The sequence below is a fragment of the Nocardioides sp. S5-5 genome (assembly GCF_054954065.1).
In genome coordinates this window covers 528,554-544,276 of the sequence record NZ_CP199913.1, presented here as the reverse complement: position 1 = coordinate 544,276, position 15,723 = coordinate 528,554, and the positions used below count along the sequence as shown (strand labels likewise).

The 15,723-nt window shown below is 69.5% G+C and carries 14 protein-coding genes; 8 read left to right on the top strand and 6 right to left on the bottom strand.

Annotated elements, in window-relative coordinates; genetic code table 11:
- Positions 1-67 precede the first annotated feature (67 nt).
- Positions 68-769: an ABC transporter ATP-binding protein gene (locus tag ACUP6Y_RS02530; protein ID WP_462554039.1), complete on the top strand. Its 702-nt coding sequence runs from the start codon at positions 68-70 to the stop codon at positions 767-769.
- Positions 769-3,186, top strand: coding sequence for an ABC transporter permease (locus tag ACUP6Y_RS02525; RefSeq protein WP_462554038.1), 2,418 nt, complete (start codon positions 769-771; stop codon positions 3,184-3,186). The genes ACUP6Y_RS02530 and ACUP6Y_RS02525 overlap by 1 nt, the downstream gene beginning before the upstream one ends.
- A 22-nt stretch (positions 3,187-3,208) precedes the next feature.
- On the opposite strand, the gene ACUP6Y_RS02520 is transcribed toward ACUP6Y_RS02525, so the two are convergent.
- The gene (locus ACUP6Y_RS02520; RefSeq protein ID WP_462554037.1) at positions 3,209-3,823 is read right to left on the bottom strand and encodes a TetR family transcriptional regulator; all 615 of its coding nucleotides are present in this window, start codon (positions 3,821-3,823) and stop codon (positions 3,209-3,211) included.
- Between the two features lie 111 nt (positions 3,824-3,934).
- Here ACUP6Y_RS02520 and ACUP6Y_RS02515 point away from each other — a divergent pair, with 111 nt between their 5' ends.
- Entirely contained in the window at positions 3,935-5,077 is a 1,143-nt protein-coding gene (locus tag ACUP6Y_RS02515; RefSeq protein WP_462554036.1) for a mandelate racemase/muconate lactonizing enzyme family protein, read from the top strand.
- The gene (locus ACUP6Y_RS02510; RefSeq protein ID WP_462554035.1) at positions 5,074-6,465 is read left to right on the top strand and encodes a phenylacetate--CoA ligase family protein; all 1,392 of its coding nucleotides are present in this window, start codon (positions 5,074-5,076) and stop codon (positions 6,463-6,465) included. The genes ACUP6Y_RS02515 and ACUP6Y_RS02510 overlap by 4 nt, the downstream gene beginning before the upstream one ends.
- 122 nt (positions 6,466-6,587) lie before the next feature.
- On the opposite strand, the gene ACUP6Y_RS02505 is transcribed toward ACUP6Y_RS02510, so the two are convergent.
- Complete coding sequence (locus ACUP6Y_RS02505; RefSeq protein ID WP_462554034.1) at positions 6,588-7,019, bottom strand: organic hydroperoxide resistance protein; 432 nt, start codon at positions 7,017-7,019, stop codon at positions 6,588-6,590.
- A gap of 85 nt (positions 7,020-7,104) precedes the next feature.
- Between ACUP6Y_RS02505 and ACUP6Y_RS02500 the strand changes: the two genes are divergently transcribed.
- Positions 7,105-7,671, top strand: coding sequence for a TetR/AcrR family transcriptional regulator (locus ACUP6Y_RS02500; protein WP_462554033.1), 567 nt, complete (start codon positions 7,105-7,107; stop codon positions 7,669-7,671).
- Positions 7,672-7,787: 116 nt separating this feature from the next.
- Here the strand turns inward: ACUP6Y_RS02500 and ACUP6Y_RS02495 are convergent, their stop codons facing one another.
- Genes ACUP6Y_RS02495 through ACUP6Y_RS02480 form a run of 4 tightly spaced genes read right to left on the bottom strand, consistent with a single transcriptional unit; the run spans position 7,788 to position 12,690 of the window.
- Positions 7,788-8,642 (bottom strand): enoyl-CoA hydratase-related protein, encoded by an 855-nt coding sequence (locus tag ACUP6Y_RS02495; RefSeq protein WP_462554032.1) that lies wholly within the window; start codon positions 8,640-8,642, stop codon positions 7,788-7,790.
- Between the two features lie 14 nt (positions 8,643-8,656).
- Positions 8,657-10,729, bottom strand: a complete 2,073-nt coding sequence (locus tag ACUP6Y_RS02490; protein WP_462554030.1) for an acetate--CoA ligase family protein — start codon at positions 10,727-10,729, stop codon at positions 8,657-8,659.
- Positions 10,726-11,646: an HpcH/HpaI aldolase/citrate lyase family protein gene (locus ACUP6Y_RS02485; RefSeq protein WP_462554029.1), complete on the bottom strand. Its 921-nt coding sequence runs from the start codon at positions 11,644-11,646 to the stop codon at positions 10,726-10,728. The genes ACUP6Y_RS02490 and ACUP6Y_RS02485 overlap by 4 nt, the downstream gene beginning before the upstream one ends.
- Positions 11,647-11,700: 54 nt before the next feature.
- Positions 11,701-12,690, bottom strand: coding sequence for a ketopantoate reductase family protein (locus ACUP6Y_RS02480; RefSeq protein WP_462554027.1), 990 nt, complete (start codon positions 12,688-12,690; stop codon positions 11,701-11,703).
- Positions 12,691-12,887: 197 nt separating this feature from the next.
- On the opposite strand from ACUP6Y_RS02480, the gene ACUP6Y_RS02475 reads away from it, so the two are divergent.
- The 3 genes from ACUP6Y_RS02475 to ACUP6Y_RS02465 all read left to right on the top strand — a co-directional run bounded on the left by ACUP6Y_RS02475 (position 12,888) and on the right by ACUP6Y_RS02465 (position 15,661).
- Positions 12,888-13,958 carry an ABC transporter substrate-binding protein gene (locus tag ACUP6Y_RS02475; protein WP_462554026.1) on the top strand — a complete coding sequence of 357 codons (1,071 nt, stop codon included), beginning with the start codon at positions 12,888-12,890 and terminating at the stop codon, positions 13,956-13,958.
- 72 nt (positions 13,959-14,030) lie between these two features.
- Complete coding sequence (locus ACUP6Y_RS02470) at positions 14,031-14,834, top strand: ABC transporter permease (protein WP_462554025.1); 804 nt, start codon at positions 14,031-14,033, stop codon at positions 14,832-14,834.
- Positions 14,819-15,661: an ABC transporter ATP-binding protein gene (locus ACUP6Y_RS02465; RefSeq protein WP_462554024.1), complete on the top strand. Its 843-nt coding sequence runs from the start codon at positions 14,819-14,821 to the stop codon at positions 15,659-15,661. The genes ACUP6Y_RS02470 and ACUP6Y_RS02465 overlap by 16 nt, the downstream gene beginning before the upstream one ends.
- Positions 15,662-15,723 lie beyond the last annotated feature (62 nt).

Sequence of the window (15,723 nt, the reverse complement as noted above, 5' to 3'; positions counted from 1 at the left end):
ACCGTCGTACGACGGATCAGCCCGTGGCCTGACGATCCACCGGCCGATCCCGGCGACGCTCGATGCCATGACCTCCCTGCTCGCCGCCAGCGCTCGCGGCCTCACCAAGTCCTTCGGCCGCGGCGACACGCTGGTCCACGCCCTGCGCGGCGTCGACCTCGACCTGCCCGCGGGCCGGTTCACCGCGATCATGGGCCCGTCCGGCTCGGGCAAGTCCACGCTGATGCACTGCCTGGCCGGGCTCGACCAGCCGACGGCAGGCACCGTCACGGTGGCCGGGCAGCCGCTGGAGAGTCTGGGGGACGACGCACTGACCCGGTTCCGGCGCGACCACGTGGGGTTCGTGTTCCAGGCGTTCAACCTGCTGCCGATGCTGAGCGCCGAGCAGAACATCTGGCTGCCCACCGAGCTCGCCGGCCGCACCCGCAGCTCCGACGCGCAGCAGCGGTTCGCGGCGATCGTCGAGACCCTCGGGCTCACCGAGCGCCTCGGCCATCGGCCGGCCGAGCTGTCGGGTGGGCAACAGCAGCGGGTCGCGATCGCGCGGGCGCTGCTCGCGGGACCGGCGATCGTGTTCGCGGACGAGCCGACCGGCAACCTCGACAGCACCAGCTCGGCCGAGGTGCTCTCGCTGCTGCGCCAGTCGGTGCGCGAGCTCGGCCAGACCGTCGTGATGGTGACGCACGAGATCGACGCCGCGGGGTACGCCGACGACATCGTCGTCCTCGCCGACGGCCGGATCACCGAGCAGCGCCAGGTGGCCGCCTGATGCGCACCGTGATCCTGGCGTCACTGCGCACCCACACCCGCCGGTACGGCGCCGCTCTGCTCGCCGTCGTCATCGGCTCCGCGTTCATCGTGGTGACCGCCGCCCTGTCCTCGGCGATGCGGCAGGGCCTGACCGCCGGCCTCGGGGAGCCGTACGACGGCGCCACCGCCGTCGTCGACAGCCCGTCCGCCGCCGACACGGGAGAGCTCCTCGACGCCGCCCGGCGAGAAGGCGCCGACGCGTGGCTGATCGGCTGGACCATGCAGCAGGTCGCGGTCGGCGGCACCGTCGTCGACTCCGACACCGACATCGGTCAGCTGCCCGACCGGCCGAGCCGGCGGTGGCAGGAGCTGGTGCAGGGCCGGTTCCCGGGCGGTCCGGGCGAGGCGGTGGTCGACACCAACACCGCCAAGGTCGACGAGATCGCGGTCGGCGACGAGCTGCGGATCGGCACCGGTGCCGGCGCGCTCGACGTCACCGTGGTCGGGCTGGTCGACTCGCCGTCGACCTACGCCTACGCCTCGGTCTACGTGCTCTGGTCCGACCTCGCCCGCTGGCAGGACCAGCTCTTCGTGACCAGCCTCGCCTGGGCCGGCCCGGACCCGGCGACGACGATCCGCGCCGCCGTGCCGGACGCGGAGGTCGAGTCCGTCGACGGCTACGTCCAGGACCTGCAGCAGCAGGTCGACAGCGGCGTCGACATCGTTCAGATCGTCGTGCTGCTGTTCGGCGCCATCGCCCTCGTGGTGGGGGTCCTGGTCATCAACAACACGTTCACCATCCTGTTCGCGCAGCGGACCCACGACTTCGCGCTGCTGCGCTGCGTCGGCGCGACCCGGCGCCAGGTGCTGCGCTCGGTGCGGCTGGAGTCGCTCGCGCTCGGGGTGCTGGCCGCCGTCATCGGCGTCCTGGCCGGTCTCGGTGCGGGACACGGCCTGGTCGCGCTGGTCCGCACGCAGTGGCCGGAGACCAGGCTCGGTACGGCGCACGTGACGCTCCCGTGGCTCGCCGGCTCCGCGGCCGTCGCCGTCCTGGTCACCTTGGTGGCGGCCTGGCTGCCGACCCGCCGCGCGGTCCAGGTCAGCCCGCTCGCCGCCCTGCGTCCCGACGACAGCACCCAGGTCCGCACCCGCACCGGCCGGATCCGGCTGGCCCTCGGCGTCCTCTCCCTGGCCCTCGGTGGGCTGGGCCTGGCCGCCGCGATCGCCACCGCCGGCGTCGGCGCCCTGGCGGTCGGCGGCACCCTGGTCTTCGTCGGCGTGCTGCTCTTCGGTCCGGTCCTGGTGCCCGCCCTGATCCGGGCCGCCGGGCCGCTCACCCAGCGGCTGCTCGGGCCGGCCGGGCGGCTGGCTGCCGGCAACGCGGTGCGCAACCCGCGTCGTACGGCGGCCACCGCGGCCTCGCTGCTCGTCGGCGTCACGCTCACGACCGCCGTGCTGACCGGCATGGCCAGCTCCCGCTCGGCCCTCGCCGCCGACATGGACGAGCAGCACCCGATCGACCTCGCCGTCACCGGCACCGCTCCCCTGCCCGCCGACACGCTGGACAGGCTGCGGGCGATCGACGGGGTCGTGGCCGCGGTGCCCGTGCCCGGCGTGGTCGCTCGGATCGGCGACCTCGCCCCGCTCCCGCTCCTTCCTGCCACGGCCGCCGGCGACGCGAAGGTGCTGCACGGCGACCTGCCGCGACCCGGTCCCCGCCAGGTGCTGGTCCCGTGGGACCTGATCGGCGACGGGGTCGAGGTCGGCGACCTGGTGCCCGTCACGGTCGGCGACACCACCCGGAAGCTGCGCGTGGCCGGCGGCGAGGGCTGGGGCGAGGCCGCCCTGGTCCGTCGTACGACGCTCGACCTGCTCGTCCCCGACGCCACCACCCAGGCGGTGTGGCTGCGCGCCGCGAAGGACGCCGACCCCGAGGACCTCGCCGGCTCGGTCGAGGCGGTCGCCGCCCCCGTCGACGCCGGCGTGGAGAACGGCCTCGCGTGGCGGGCGTACGTCGACACCCAGCTCGACGTGCTCACCGGCGGCGTCGTCGGCCTGCTCGCGATCGCCGTCCTCATCGCGCTGGTCGGCATCGGCAACACCCTCGGCCTGTCCGTGTTGGAGCGCGGCCGCGAGCACGCCCTGCTGCGGGCGCTCGGCCTCACCCGCCGGCAGGTACGTCGGATGCTGGCCGCCGAGGCGGTCCTGCTGTCCGTCGTGGCGACCGTGCTCGGCACCGCGCTGGGCGTGCTGTTCGCCTGGACCGCCGTCCGCGCGCTGGTGCAGCCCGCGGTCGACGGCGCGAGCCTGGTGCTGCCCTGGGGTCAGCTCGCCCTGGTCGTCACGGCCTCCGGGCTCGCCGGCCTGGTCGCCGCGGTGCTCCCGTCGCGCAGGGCGTCCCGGATCACCCCGGCAGCAGGACTCTCGCTGGATTGACCGCGACGAGGATGGATCGAGATCAGCTCTCGGCGCCGATGGACTCGAGGCGCTTGAGGGACGCCTCGTCTCCCGAGGCGAAGCCGGACAGCAGCGTCTTGACGGCGAGGTCGGCGATGTCGGTCGGGGACAGGTCTCCGGAGGGCCGGTACCACCGGTGCAGCCAGTTCGCCGCACCCATCGACAGCTGGACGGCGATCCGCGGGTCCACGGGGCTGAGCTGCCCGGCCTCGGCGCCTGAGCGATAGGCGTCGTAGAACCGGTTCAGGTAGAGCTCGCGCATCTCGATGACCGCCTGGGCCATCTCGGCCGGCAGATGCTGATGCTCCTCGGTGCTCAGCTTGGCCAGGTCCGGGTGGTTCGCGAGAAAGGCGATGTGGTTGTGAAGGAGGTTGGCGAAGGACGATTCACCCGTGTCGGCGATCGCGTCAGCCGCCGCGTTGAGCTCCCGGAAGAGCCGCTCGAAGACGGCGAACAGGATGTCGTGCTTCTTCTCGAAGTGGTAGTAGAGCGCCTGCCGGGTGACATTGAGCTCTTTGGCGACGTCGTGAAGATTCGCGCCGAGGTAGGTCCGCTCGGCGAACAGCCTGGCCGCGACATCGATAATCGTCTCGCGGCTGACAACTCGTTCGGCCACTGCTCACCGCCGTTCCGCTCCGCCCGAACGGGCTCCGACTGACCAGGACACCATAGCCCTCTCGACACCTTGCTTGCGAGCAAGTAGGTTCGGTCGCGTCGAAAGGTTCTCATGACTTCTACTGCAGCGCCGCCACCGGAGACCGGGATCCTGAGCGCGTCGATCGCGCGCGTGGCCGCCAGACCGATCCGCCTGCCGTTCGCCAAGCCGATCGTCACACCCAACTACGTCATCGACTCGATCTACGGCGTCGCCGTGCGCGTCACCGACGAGGACGGGGCCGCGGGCGACGCCTACCTGTGGTGCGTGACGGAGTCCCAGATCAAGGTCCTCATGACGGCGGTCGAACACGTCGCAGACGTCGTACGGGGGAGGTCGCCCGACGCGGTCGGCGCGATCCACGCGACGATGCGCAATGACATCAACTTCCTCGGCCTCAAGGGAAGCGCGGTCTTCGGCCTCTCGGCGTTGGACATGGCGGTGCATGACCTTCGGTGTCGCCGGCTGGGCGTGAGCCTCTCGACGTTCCTGGGACGCGCGCATGATCGTGTCCCCGTCTATTGGAGCGGCCTGATGCTGACCGAGTCGGACGAGGATCTGGTCGCGGAGACCCACCGGCTCGTTGAGAGGGGATTCAGAGCCTGCAAGATCCGCGTCGGGCGCAACACGATCGAGCGCGATGTCGCCCGCGTCCGCTTGGTCCGGGAGAACACTCCGGACGACCTCGTGATCATGCTCGACGCCGTGCAGTACTACACACCGCACGAGGCGGTCGAGGCGTCGCGCCGGTTCGCGCAGTTCGCCCCCCGCTGGCTCGAGGAGCCCGTGGCCCACAACGACTACGACGGCCTGGCCCACGTGGTCGCGAACTCCGCGGTGCCGATCGCGAGCGGCGAGAACGAGTATCTCCCCGAGGGCTTCAGGCAACTGGCCGCGACCGGACTGGCCTATGCGGTGGTCGACCTCGAGCGGGTCGGCGGCATCTCGGGCTGGGTGTCCACGGCCGGACTCCTGGAGACGACCAGGACCATCTTGACCCCACACGTGTACCCGCACATCTGCACGCAACTGATGTCCGCAGCCCCCGCACGCCCGTCCTGGGTGGAGTACATGACCTGGTGGGATGACCTGATGACCTACGAGCTGGAGATCACGGACGGCGCGGTCACCGTGCCCGACGTGATCGGCACGGGCGTCGACTTCGATCCCGACGCGCTCGACCGGTTCGGCCTCGGCGGATGGGTGGAGCTGTGAATCGGACGCCGACGACGCCCGGAACGCTCGCCTATCACGAGGCGGTGTCGCCGGCGGCCATCGCCCGCGACTACCCCCCTCCGCCGCGCCACGTCGCGGAGCTGAGCGCGATCACCGCGGACGAGCGCCAGGCACGCAGTCTGGCCCGCCTGCGGGCGGTCCTGGCGCGAGCCGCGCAACTGCCCTTCTACCGGCAGCTCTGGGCGGGCCACGGCTTCGAGCCGAACGACATCGATGAGCTCGGCGACCTGGCACGGGTCCCCCAGTTCACCGTCAACGACCTGCGGGCGAGCATCGAGGCCGCCCCTCCGTTCGGGCAGCACCAGCGGCCCGTGGATGGCACCACCCCTCATCGCGTGCTCTTCTCCGGCGGCACGACGGGTTCCCCGCGTCCGGTCATCCACAGCGCGCGCGACCGCGAGATCGGGGAGCTCATCCAGGCGCGCCATCTCTGGGCGGCAGGCATCGGGGCCGGCGACGTCGTGATGAACTCGTTCGGCTACGGGCCCCACAACGCGGCGACCACGATGCATGAAGGCGCCTACCGCTGGCTCGGGGCGATGGTGCTACCCGTGTCGACGGGCAATGTGACCTCGTCGCGGCTCCAGGTCACCATGGCCCATCAGTACCGGGCGACGGCGTGGATCGGGATGTCCGACTACCTCGTGCATCTCGCCGGGGTGGCCCGCGAGATCGGGATGGATCCGGCGACGGACTTCGCTCTCCGGACCATCGTGTGTGGCGGCGACCCCGCGCTGGCGAGCGCCGCCTGGGGCGGAGTGCCGGCGTACGGGCTCTATGGGACCTATGAGCTGCAGACACCCGGCGGGGAGTGCCGGGCGCATGCCGGGATCCACTACAGCGACGACGCCCACGTGGTCCATGTCCACGACGAGGAGACCGGGGTGCTGCTCGCCGACGGCGAACGCGGCCAGCTCGTGTTCACGAGCCTCTACAACGAGGCCTTTCCGATCGTGCGATTCAACACGCTCGACCGGAGCGCACATCTGCCCGACGCGGCATGCGCGTGCGGTCAACCCAGCCGGCGCATCGCGGGATTCCTGGGACGGTCCGACACGATGGTCAAGCTGAGGGGACTCAACATCTACCCCGAGGACGTCGGACGCATCGCGACCGAGCACCCTCGGGCGAACGGCGAGTACATCTGCGTGACGTCGCGCAAGGACAACGTCGACACCATGACGGTGACGGTGGAGCTCTCCTCCTCCGAGGCCGGGGACGCCGAGACCATCGCCACCGAGCTGCGTGCTCGCCTCGGAGTGAGGGTCGAGGTCGCCGTCGTACCGATCGGGGGTACCGCGGAGCTGACCGGACTCGGCGTGCGGACCAAGCCGGTCAGGTTCCGCGACGATCGCAACTCCCGCTGAGAGCCTGGATCCACCGATCTGGCGCGCAGCGGCGGGAGATCGGTGGATCCAGCCTCACGTCACCGACTCGAGGCTGAGCCTCCGTCACCGTTGAGACTCAGCGCACCGGCGCAGAGCACAGGTCAGGCGACCTCGACGAGCAGCTCCACGTCGATGTTCCCGCGCACGGAGTTCGAGTAGGGACAGATCTCGTGCGCGGTCGCCACGGCACGCTCGGCGTCCGACCGGGCGACGCCACCACCGAGGCTCACGCGCAAGGTGACGGAGAGTCCGTAGCCGCCGGCGTCGTTGCGCCCGATGCCGACCTCGGCGCTCACCGACGAGTCGACGATCTCGACACCGTGCAGCTTCGTGGTGCCCTTGAGCGCGGAGTGGAAGCACGCGGCATAGCCCGCGGCGAACAGCTGCTCCGGGTTGGTGGCACCACCGGGGCCACCCATCTCCGCCGGCGTGCGGACCTCGATGTCCAGCAGGCCGTCGCTGGTGCGCGCATGGCCGTTACGGCCATCGCCGGTGGAGGTTGCGACGGCTGTGTACAGAATCTTCGTAGGCATCTCGAGCTCCTAAGTGGACGTACTAGTACGTACACATCGTAGGGCGTGTCAGAATGTGCCGGCAAGGAGCGAGAGGAGACGCACCGTGGTCGACGGACGCGGGTCTGCACGCGCGCGCATCCTCGAGGCCGCGCGGACGCGGTACTACGCCGACGGCATCGGTTCGGTGAGCGCGGATCGGCTCATCGCCGAGGCCGGCGTGTCCAAGGTGACCTTCTATCGGTACTTCGCGACCAAGGCCGACTTGGTGGTGGCCTACCTCGAGGCGCAGGCCGAGACGGAGGCGTCGATCATCAGCGCACGGATCGACGAGCTCCGCGATCCGTGCGCGGTGCTCACCTGGTACGCCGGGCGCGTGGCAGAGGTGAGCTGCGGGGAACAGTTCCGCGGATGCCCGTTCGTCAATGCGCGAGCCGAGCTCGCGGGGACGGACCACCCCGGCTGGGCCGTCATCGTCCGCCATCACGCCTGGCTGACGGCCCAAGCAGAGCGCTTGCTCGACGAGCTCGGGGTCGGCGACCCTCAGGCGAAGGCCGCCCAGCTGCTGCTCCTGCGAGACGGAGCCATGATGACGCGCCAGCTGCACACGAACTCGGTGGAGGTCGAGGCGTTGCTCCTGACGGCGGGACGGGCGGTCCTCGCAGCACCCTAGCGCCGCGTCGTCGCTCCTCGACCGCTGACGGCAGGGCCTCAGAGACAGCCGGGCCCCCGCGGGAGGAGTGAGACCTCCTCCCGCTGAGGCCCGAACCACGGTGCCGCGGAGCCGAGCTATGAGCGTGCCTCGCGCCGCACCTTCCAGAAGTTGGGCTTGCGCTTCTCGAAGAAGGCGTCCTGCCCCTCCTTCGGCTCGGGACCCTCGAAGAAGTGCGGATGCATCTGCGCACCGATGCGTCCCGTTCCCGCGACCAGGTGGTCGATCTTGGCATCGAAGCTCGCCTTGAGGATCGAGATGCACGACGGGGACTTCGCGAGGATCTCCTCGGCCCACTGGTCGACCTCCTCATCGAGCTGATCGATGGGGACGACCGTGTTCACCAGACCCATGTCGAGAGCCTGCTGCGCGTCGTACTTGCGGCAGAGCATCCAGATCTCCCGCGCCCGCTTGGCACCGACCACGTCGACGAGGTAGTTGACCACGTAGCCATCGATCGGGCTCCCGATCTTGGGGCCGCTCTGCCCGAAGATCGCGTTCTCGGCAGCGATCGTGAAGTCGCAGAAGTACGCGAGGTGATTGCCCGCGCCGATCGCGTAGCCCTTCACCGCGGCGATCACCGGCTTCCTACAGAGCCGGATGTGGTGGTTGGGCTGCGGCTCGTAGTAGTAGATCCGCCGGGTGCCGCCTGCGGCCTCGAAGCTGACGTCACCGCCCGTGCAGAACGCCTTCTCCCCGGTCGAGGTGAGCACGACCGCCCCGACCTCGTCGTCATGACTGGCATCGTCGAGCGCCGAGTAGATCTCCTCGAGACCACGCGCCGTCAGGGAGTTGTAGCGCTGGGGTCGGTTGATCGTGATCCGGGCGAGCCGGGCGCCGTACTCCAGGTGCTCCTTCTTCTCGTAGATGACGTCTTCGAAGTCCTTGCCCTCGACGGGCGACCACTGACCCCACACGGACGTATCGTTCACACTGAACTCCTTCACTAGTTGACCCGCGCGTCCGCGCAGGTGACGGTCTCGGCTCCGAGGTCGACGAAGGCAGGATTCACCTCGACCGAGGACAGGTGGGCCTGAGAGGCGAACCAGCGAGCCATCAGCCGGGCCTGGTCGATCACGCTCTCGACGACCACCTCCGACCGGCTGCTCAGGTACCTGCCGACGGCAGTCTGCAAGAAGGCCGTCCTGATCGACGCGACGTCACCGTGTCGCAACGGCACGAGCACGGTGTCGGACTGAGCCTCGACAGAGACTCCCCCCGATCCCAAGACGAGCATCGGGCCGAACGACGGATCACGATGAATGCCGAGAAACACCTGGAGCTCGCCGCCGACCTGCTCCTCGAGGACCACCCCATCGGCGTGGCCCAGGAGCCGCGCGGTCTCCTCGCTCAGCCTCGCTGGCGAGCTCACGCCCGTCACGACGAGGCCCAGTGCCGACTTGTGCGTCGTACTCGCGACGTCCGCCTTCGCGACCAGGGGGAACCCGACGGTCGCGGCCGCCGGACCAGGATCCTCGTGCGGGCCCACGATCTGCGCCTTGCCGAACCGGAGCCCAGCCCCCGCCAGGGCGGCCCGGACCACCGAGTAGGCGCTGTCCGAGCTGACCAGGACGACGTCATGCTCGGCACCGGGACAGGTGAGCAGCTCCTCAGCGGCTGAGGCCGCACCGAGGCGCACGTCGTAGTAGGCGGCGATGGCCCGCACCGCGCGGGCCGAGTCGTCGATGACCGGGCGCTGCTGGTCCTGCTGGAACCGGTCTTGAACCTCCGTCAGTCCCTCCACCCTCCACGACGACAGCACCACTCTGGCGTCGAGGCCCGCCAACGCCTCGGAGACGTGGGGGTAGAGCTTGGATGCCAGTCCCTCACCGAAGATCGGTGACGCCAGGAGCAGCTCGCTGTAGGCAGGGTCCTCGCAGAAGGCCCGGATCGCCGACGTCAGCTTGGTCGGGTCACCGATGACCTCGCCGGACGGATCGAAGGGGTTTGCGGCGACGGCGTAGGCGAAGTCCTGCTGCACGATCGCGCTCATCGTCGGACCGGGCTGCGGAAGCGTCAGTCCCACGCGTTCGGCGGCGTCGGCGATCAACGCGCCTTCTCCTCCGGAGAACGCGATGACACCGAGGCGTCCGCCGGACCGCGTCGGCGGTCCCCAGTGGTCCAGCAGCGAGGCGACGGCCCACAGCGAGTCGAAGTCCTCGACCCAGTGCACTCCGAGCGCATGACACACCGCTCGCTGCACGTCGGCGTCGCCGGCCAGAGAGGCGGAGTGTGCCAAGACGGCGGCACTCCCGGCATCGCCCTGGCCGAGCTTCAGCAGGACCAGGGACTTGCCCAGCACGGCCGCACGACGTGCGGCTGCCTCCAACGCCGGTCCGTCGCTGAGGTCCTCCACGACCATCATCACGACCTTGACGCGTACATCGTCGACGAGCGCCTCGGCGAGCTCCCAGACGCTGAGGTCGATCTGCCCTCCTGCCGCGATCACACAGCCGACGGCGACCCCTGCGCGCTGTGCCCGGTTGAACACGATGTTGCTGCAGGCCCCGCTCTGGGTCACCAGGGCGACCCGCCCTGCTCGCAGTCGGCTCGGATCGAGGTGGTTGTGGGCGGCCCGCGGCACGAAGCCGTCCCACAGATTGATGACGCCGGTGGTGTTCGGGCCCAGCAGACGCATGTCAGTGGCGGCGAGCACGGATCTGAGCTCGGCCTGGAGCGCGGCACCCGAGGCTCCTGCCGCGCCCTCGCCGAAACCGGAGCTGACCAGGGTCACGGTCTTCACGCCTGCTCGGGCGCACTCGGCGACCGCCTCGACGGCATGACGTGCCGCGATCGTGATGACCGCGGCCTCAGGAGGCTCCGGCAGCTCGGTCAGGGTCGGATAGCACGTCAGCTCGCGCACCGTCTCGCGGCTGGGGTTCACGGGGTAGATCCGGCCACCCCACCGATGCCGCAACAGGTTCGCCAGCGGCGCCCCGGAGAACGTCGTCGCGTCATCTCCGGCACCGATCAGCGCCACCGAGGATGGGGAGATGAGTGATGCCAAAGTGGTGCTCACGTCAGCTCCGCCTGGTCACGCTCGACCGGCGGGTTGGCACGCTCGTAGCGGCGGACGATGGTCCCCGCGTTACGGATCAACGGACCCTCGATCATCTCGCCGTTGAGCACGGTGACGGTCTCTCCACTGCGCTCGGCCGCGCGGATGGCCTCCAGGGCCGCTCGCGCCCACTCGTAGTCCTCCTTCAGCGGGGTGAAGCAGCCGTGGATGACATCGAGCTGGCGCGGGCTCAACGCGAGGCAGCCGTCGAAGCCCATCTGAGCGGCGATGCGTCCGGCGTGCTCGGTCGCATCCAGGTCGCGGAAGTTGGTCACTCCCGTGTCGATCGCGATCAGTCCATAGGCACGCGCCGCGAGCAGGCAGCGCTGCTTCGCATAGAGAAGCTCCATCGGGAAGTCCCACAGGGTCCGGTTCGCGCCCAATCCGATACGACTGACCATGAGCTCGGCCGACAGGTCCCCACTGCCCATGAGAACACCACGCACCCGGCGGTGCGCCAGGATCTCGTCGGCATTGAGGACGCCCTCGGTCGTCTCCATCATCACCCACAGCCCGACCGAGTGGACCGGCAGCGCCGCGTCCCCCTCGGCTCTCCTGAGGAGGTCGTCGGCGAGCTCGATCTCGGCCAGTCGCCGCACCTTCGGGAGCATCAGCTCCTCGGCACCGGCCATCGCCAGTGCTCGCAGATCCGCGACACCGTCAGGCGTGTGGATGTCGTTGATCCGGACGATGGCCCGCTTTCCTGATCCGCGACGCTCCTCGAAGAGCTGGACCAGGGCTGCACGTGCCTCGGCCTTGCGGCTGGGGTGGACGCCGTCCTCCAGTTCCAGGAGGACGGCGTCGGCCTCACTGGCGAGGGCCTTGAGCAGGATCTTCGGTCTCAGTGACGGCGTCACCAACAATGAGCGGATGGACATGTGTGGCGTCTCTCTCTAGCGGGCGGGTTCGACCTGCGGCCGGCAGGCGACTGATCAGAAGGTGGCGCTCGGGCGTGCTTCGAGCCTCTTGATGCGCCGGCGAATCTCGTCGTGGAACGGGGTCATCACCCCATGGCGGGCACCGGTGCGGGCGATCTCACCGTTGAGCCAGTCGGTCTCGGTCACGCGACCGTCCTGCAGGTCACGGCACATGCTGGATCGCAGGTCCCTCACGCCGCGATGAGCGTGCGCGAACCGGCTCCGCAAGCGCTCGTCGATCGCGTCGGCCGAGGCGAACTCGTCCGGGTCCAAGCCACCGAGATCTCCGGCAGTCACGGCGATGCCGGCCGCGTCGGCCACCGCCAGCCCCTCGATGAGCAGTCGAATGCACAGCTCGAGAGCACGGCGATCGTCGAGCACCCCGCGCATCGTACGATTCAGCACCGCGCTCACCGCGTTGCCCGCCGCGTTCAGCACGAGCTTGCCCCACAGGGCTGCCGGAAGGTCCGAGACGACCGTGGTCGGCGCGAGTCTCTCCATCGCGCTCTTCGCCGAGGCCGCCAGGTCGGGTTGATCCGTGACGGTTCCGATCCGGATGGTCGGGGTGCGACGCGTCTGCGCCGCGGACGACGGGCCCGTGCGCTGGCCGTCGAAGGCGAGCATGGCACCGACCACCCGATGCGGACCGAGCGAGTCGGCCAGGCGCAGGGCGTGCAGCCCGTTCTGGGGCGAGACGACCACCGTCGCGTCGCCGAGACGAGGTGCGAGAGCGGCCATCACCCTGCTGGTGTCACCGCCCTTGACGCAGAGAATGACCACCGCCGGTGCGGCGGCCCTCGCGTCGAGCTCGTCCAGCGCCGTCACCTCCGGCCTCGCCTGCACCGGGCCGCTCGGGAAGCTCACCGTCAGACCGTCGGCAAGGTCGCGGGCCGAGCCACCGCCCTCGCGGCAGGCGATCAGGCGGACGGGGCCCAGCTCGGGAGTCTGGGCGAGGCGTGCGGCCATCACCCGGCCGAGGCCACCTGCCCCGGCGATCCACGTCACGGTGTCGCTTACTTGCACGCAAGCAAACTATCCGCGCTCTCGGAAGTCGTCAACAGTCGCGGGCTCCGCCAGAAACCTGCGGTGTGACCGTTGACACAGGTCGGCGCCACGTCCTAACTTGCTTGCACGAAAGCAAGTTAGCTCGCCGGCCGAAGACGTTCCACCCGACGGCGTTCACCCCTACAGATGGAGTAGACATGCTCACCCTTCGTGTTCGGCGCCGAGCGGCGACCGCGCTCGCCATGACGCTGGCATTTGCTCTTGCGGGCTGTGGTTCGGGCGACGGAGACGCCAACAACAGCAAGGAGGACGCGGCGCCCGTCAAGGCGGCCACCCAGGAGATGCGGGAGACCTACAGGCTCGACAAGCCCTTCGACTTCAAGCAGGGCGCCGGGACCGACCTCCTGCCGGAGTACATCGCCAAGGCGAAGGGGTTCTTCAAGGCCTACAACCTCGACGTCGAGATCGTCCCCGCCAAGGTCGGCGGGGTCGCCTGGATCCCGCTCCTGGCCAGCGGTGAGCTCGATGTGACGGCCGGCGCCGGAGTCTCCGCGCCCATCGTCAGCCGCGGCAACGGCGCCGACGTCACCGCTGTGGCCGCCGGCTTCGTCACGTCCCCGGACTTCCACAACTTCGGCGTCTGGACGAAGAAGGACTCCGGCATCACCTCCGCCGCCGATCTCGAGGGCAAGCGCGTCGCCATCGCCAACGTCGGCTCCACCATCGACATCGGCCTGGACGCCTGGGTCAAGAACGCGGGCGGAGACCCCTCCAAGGTCAAGAAGGTCGTCGTGCCCTATGCCAACATGCCGCAGGCTCTCGACAGCGACCAGGTCGATGTCATCGGCAACGTCCTCCCGGTCATGGATCCCTGGATCGCGGACAACGAGGCTGCCGCCGCCGGGATGGAGCGGATCGCCTGGGAGAGCGACCTCCTGCCGTCAGACAAGCTGTACACCGTCTACACCATGCGCTCGGACTTCGTGAAGGACCACCCCGATGTCGTCTCCGCGTGGATCGCGGCGATGACCGAGGCCACCCAGTGGATCGCCGAGAACCCGACGGAGGCGGCTCAGATCGCTGTGGACGCCGACGCGATCCCGAGTGTCGATGTGCCGACGCCGGCCTGGCCGGACGGGCTCTGCATCGACCCTGACGAGTCCACCACCTGGATCTCCCTCCTCGAGGATGCCAAGCAGGTGGAGCCGGGCAAGGTCGACGCCGACTCCTGGTACACCAATGAGCAGAACCCGACGGGGTGTGAGTGAGAACGTGGATACGAGCAACCCGTCCCACCGACACAACGCCACTTCTTCGATGCGGAGGTCACGATGGCCGTGATGGCGCAGGCCCCTCCCGAGCAGACGAAGACGAGGTCCGTCGCCGAGCGGCGTCGCGTCCCCGCGCTCGTCTGGTGGTTCGCACCGATCGCCGGGTTCCTCGCGGTCTGGCAGGTCGTCGTCGACGCGGGCATGGTCGACAAGAGTCTGCTGCCGAGCCCGCTCACGGTCGGCGACGCGCTGGTCGAGCTGTTCCGGACCGGTGACATCTGGCCCCATCTGTTCGCGTCGCTGAAGCGCGGCCTCGGCGGGTTCGCCGTCGCCTCGCTGGTGTGCGTGCCGCTCGGGATCCTCATCGGCTGGTTCAAACCGGTCGAGAGGGTGTTCGGGCCGCTCATCGAGGTGTTCCGACAGCTGCCGTCGCTGGCGATGTTCCCGGTCTTCCTGCTGTTCTTCGGCATCGGGTACGAGTCGCAGCTGGCGATGGTGGTCTGGGCCGCGTCCTGGCCCATCCTGTTGACCACCATCACGGGCACTCGCAGTGTCGACCCGCGTCTCATCAAGGCAGCCTTGACCCTCGGCGCCAAGCCCAAGGACCTGTTCCTTCGTGTGACGCTGCCCGCCGCCATCCCGTCGATCGCGACCGGGCTCCGCCTCGGCGGCTCGTTCTCCTTCCTGGTGCTCGTCGGCGCCGAGATGATCGGCGCCAACAACGGCATCGGCTACCTGGTCATCAGCAGTCAGTACCTGTTCAAGATCCCGCAGATGTACGCAGCCCTGGTCATCCTCGGCGTCATCGGCGTGGTCATCAACTACGCACTCGTCGCAGGCGAGCGGAGGATGTCAAAGTGGCGACTTCAGTGATGAACGCTCGGCCCTCGGTCCCGGTGCCCACGGGACGTGGTCACGTCCGCATCGAGGGTCTGACCAAGAGATTCCGCTCACCCGACGGTGGCGAGGTCGTCGTACTCGACGACGTCTCCATCGAGCTGGCGCCCGGGGAGTTCGTGAGCATCCTGGGCCCGAGCGGCTGCGGCAAGAGCACCCTGTTGGAGATCCTGGCCGGCCTCCAGCAGCCCGAGGGCGGCACGGTGACCCTCGACGGGAAGCTGGTGACGAGACCGGGACCGGAGCGGGCCGTGGTGTTCCAGCACTACGCCCTGTTCCCGTGGCTGACCGCCGCCCAGAACGTCGAGTTCCCGTTGCGACTCGCCGGCATGTCGGCAGGCGATCGCGAGACGGCCGTGCGTGATGCGCTGACCACCGTCGGCCTGTCCGAGGCGAGCACCCGGTATGCGGGCCAGCTGTCGGGAGGCATGCAGCAGCGCGTGGCGCTCGCGCGCGCACTCGTCTGCCGGCCGGCCGTGCTGCTGATGGACGAACCGTTCAGCGGCGCGGACGCCATCACCCGCGAGGTCCTGCAGGAGGAGCTTCATGACCTGCACGCGCGGGTGAGGAACACGGTGCTGTTCGTCACCCACTCGGTCGACGAAGCGCTCCACCTCTCCGACCGTGTACTCGTCCTGGGCACCCGGCCAGGACGCGTCGTCAAGGAGATCAAGCTCGACCGTCAACAGCTCGATGCCATGTCGGCCCAGGAGCGCGAGCAGGAGCTCGGCGCGATCAAGTCCGGGGTCTGGGATCTCCTCAAGTCCATCATCGCCGAGGCGGGGATCTATCACCGGCACTGAAGTGCCTTCGGCTCTCTCCAGTCGAGGTGGGCCGGTCGCGAATCCCCGCGGCCGGCCCACCT

What these genes read in the sequence shown, in the direction of transcription:
- ACUP6Y_RS02530 (WP_462554039.1), top strand. Translation starts at nt 68, where the DNA reads ATGACCTCCCTGCTCGCCGCCAGCGCTCGCGGCCTCACCAAGTCCTTC.
- ACUP6Y_RS02525 (WP_462554038.1), top strand. Translation starts at nt 769, where the DNA reads ATGCGCACCGTGATCCTGGCGTCACTGCGCACCCACACCCGCCGGTAC.
- ACUP6Y_RS02515 (WP_462554036.1), top strand. Translation starts at nt 3,935, where the DNA reads ATGACTTCTACTGCAGCGCCGCCACCGGAGACCGGGATCCTGAGCGCG.
- ACUP6Y_RS02505 (WP_462554034.1), bottom strand. Translation starts at nt 7,019, where the DNA reads ATGCCTACGAAGATTCTGTACACAGCCGTCGCAACCTCCACCGGCGAT.
- ACUP6Y_RS02485 (WP_462554029.1), bottom strand. Translation starts at nt 11,646, where the DNA reads ATGTCCATCCGCTCATTGTTGGTGACGCCGTCACTGAGACCGAAGATC.
- ACUP6Y_RS02475 (WP_462554026.1), top strand. Translation starts at nt 12,888, where the DNA reads ATGCTCACCCTTCGTGTTCGGCGCCGAGCGGCGACCGCGCTCGCCATG.
- ACUP6Y_RS02470 (WP_462554025.1), top strand. Translation starts at nt 14,031, where the DNA reads ATGGCGCAGGCCCCTCCCGAGCAGACGAAGACGAGGTCCGTCGCCGAG.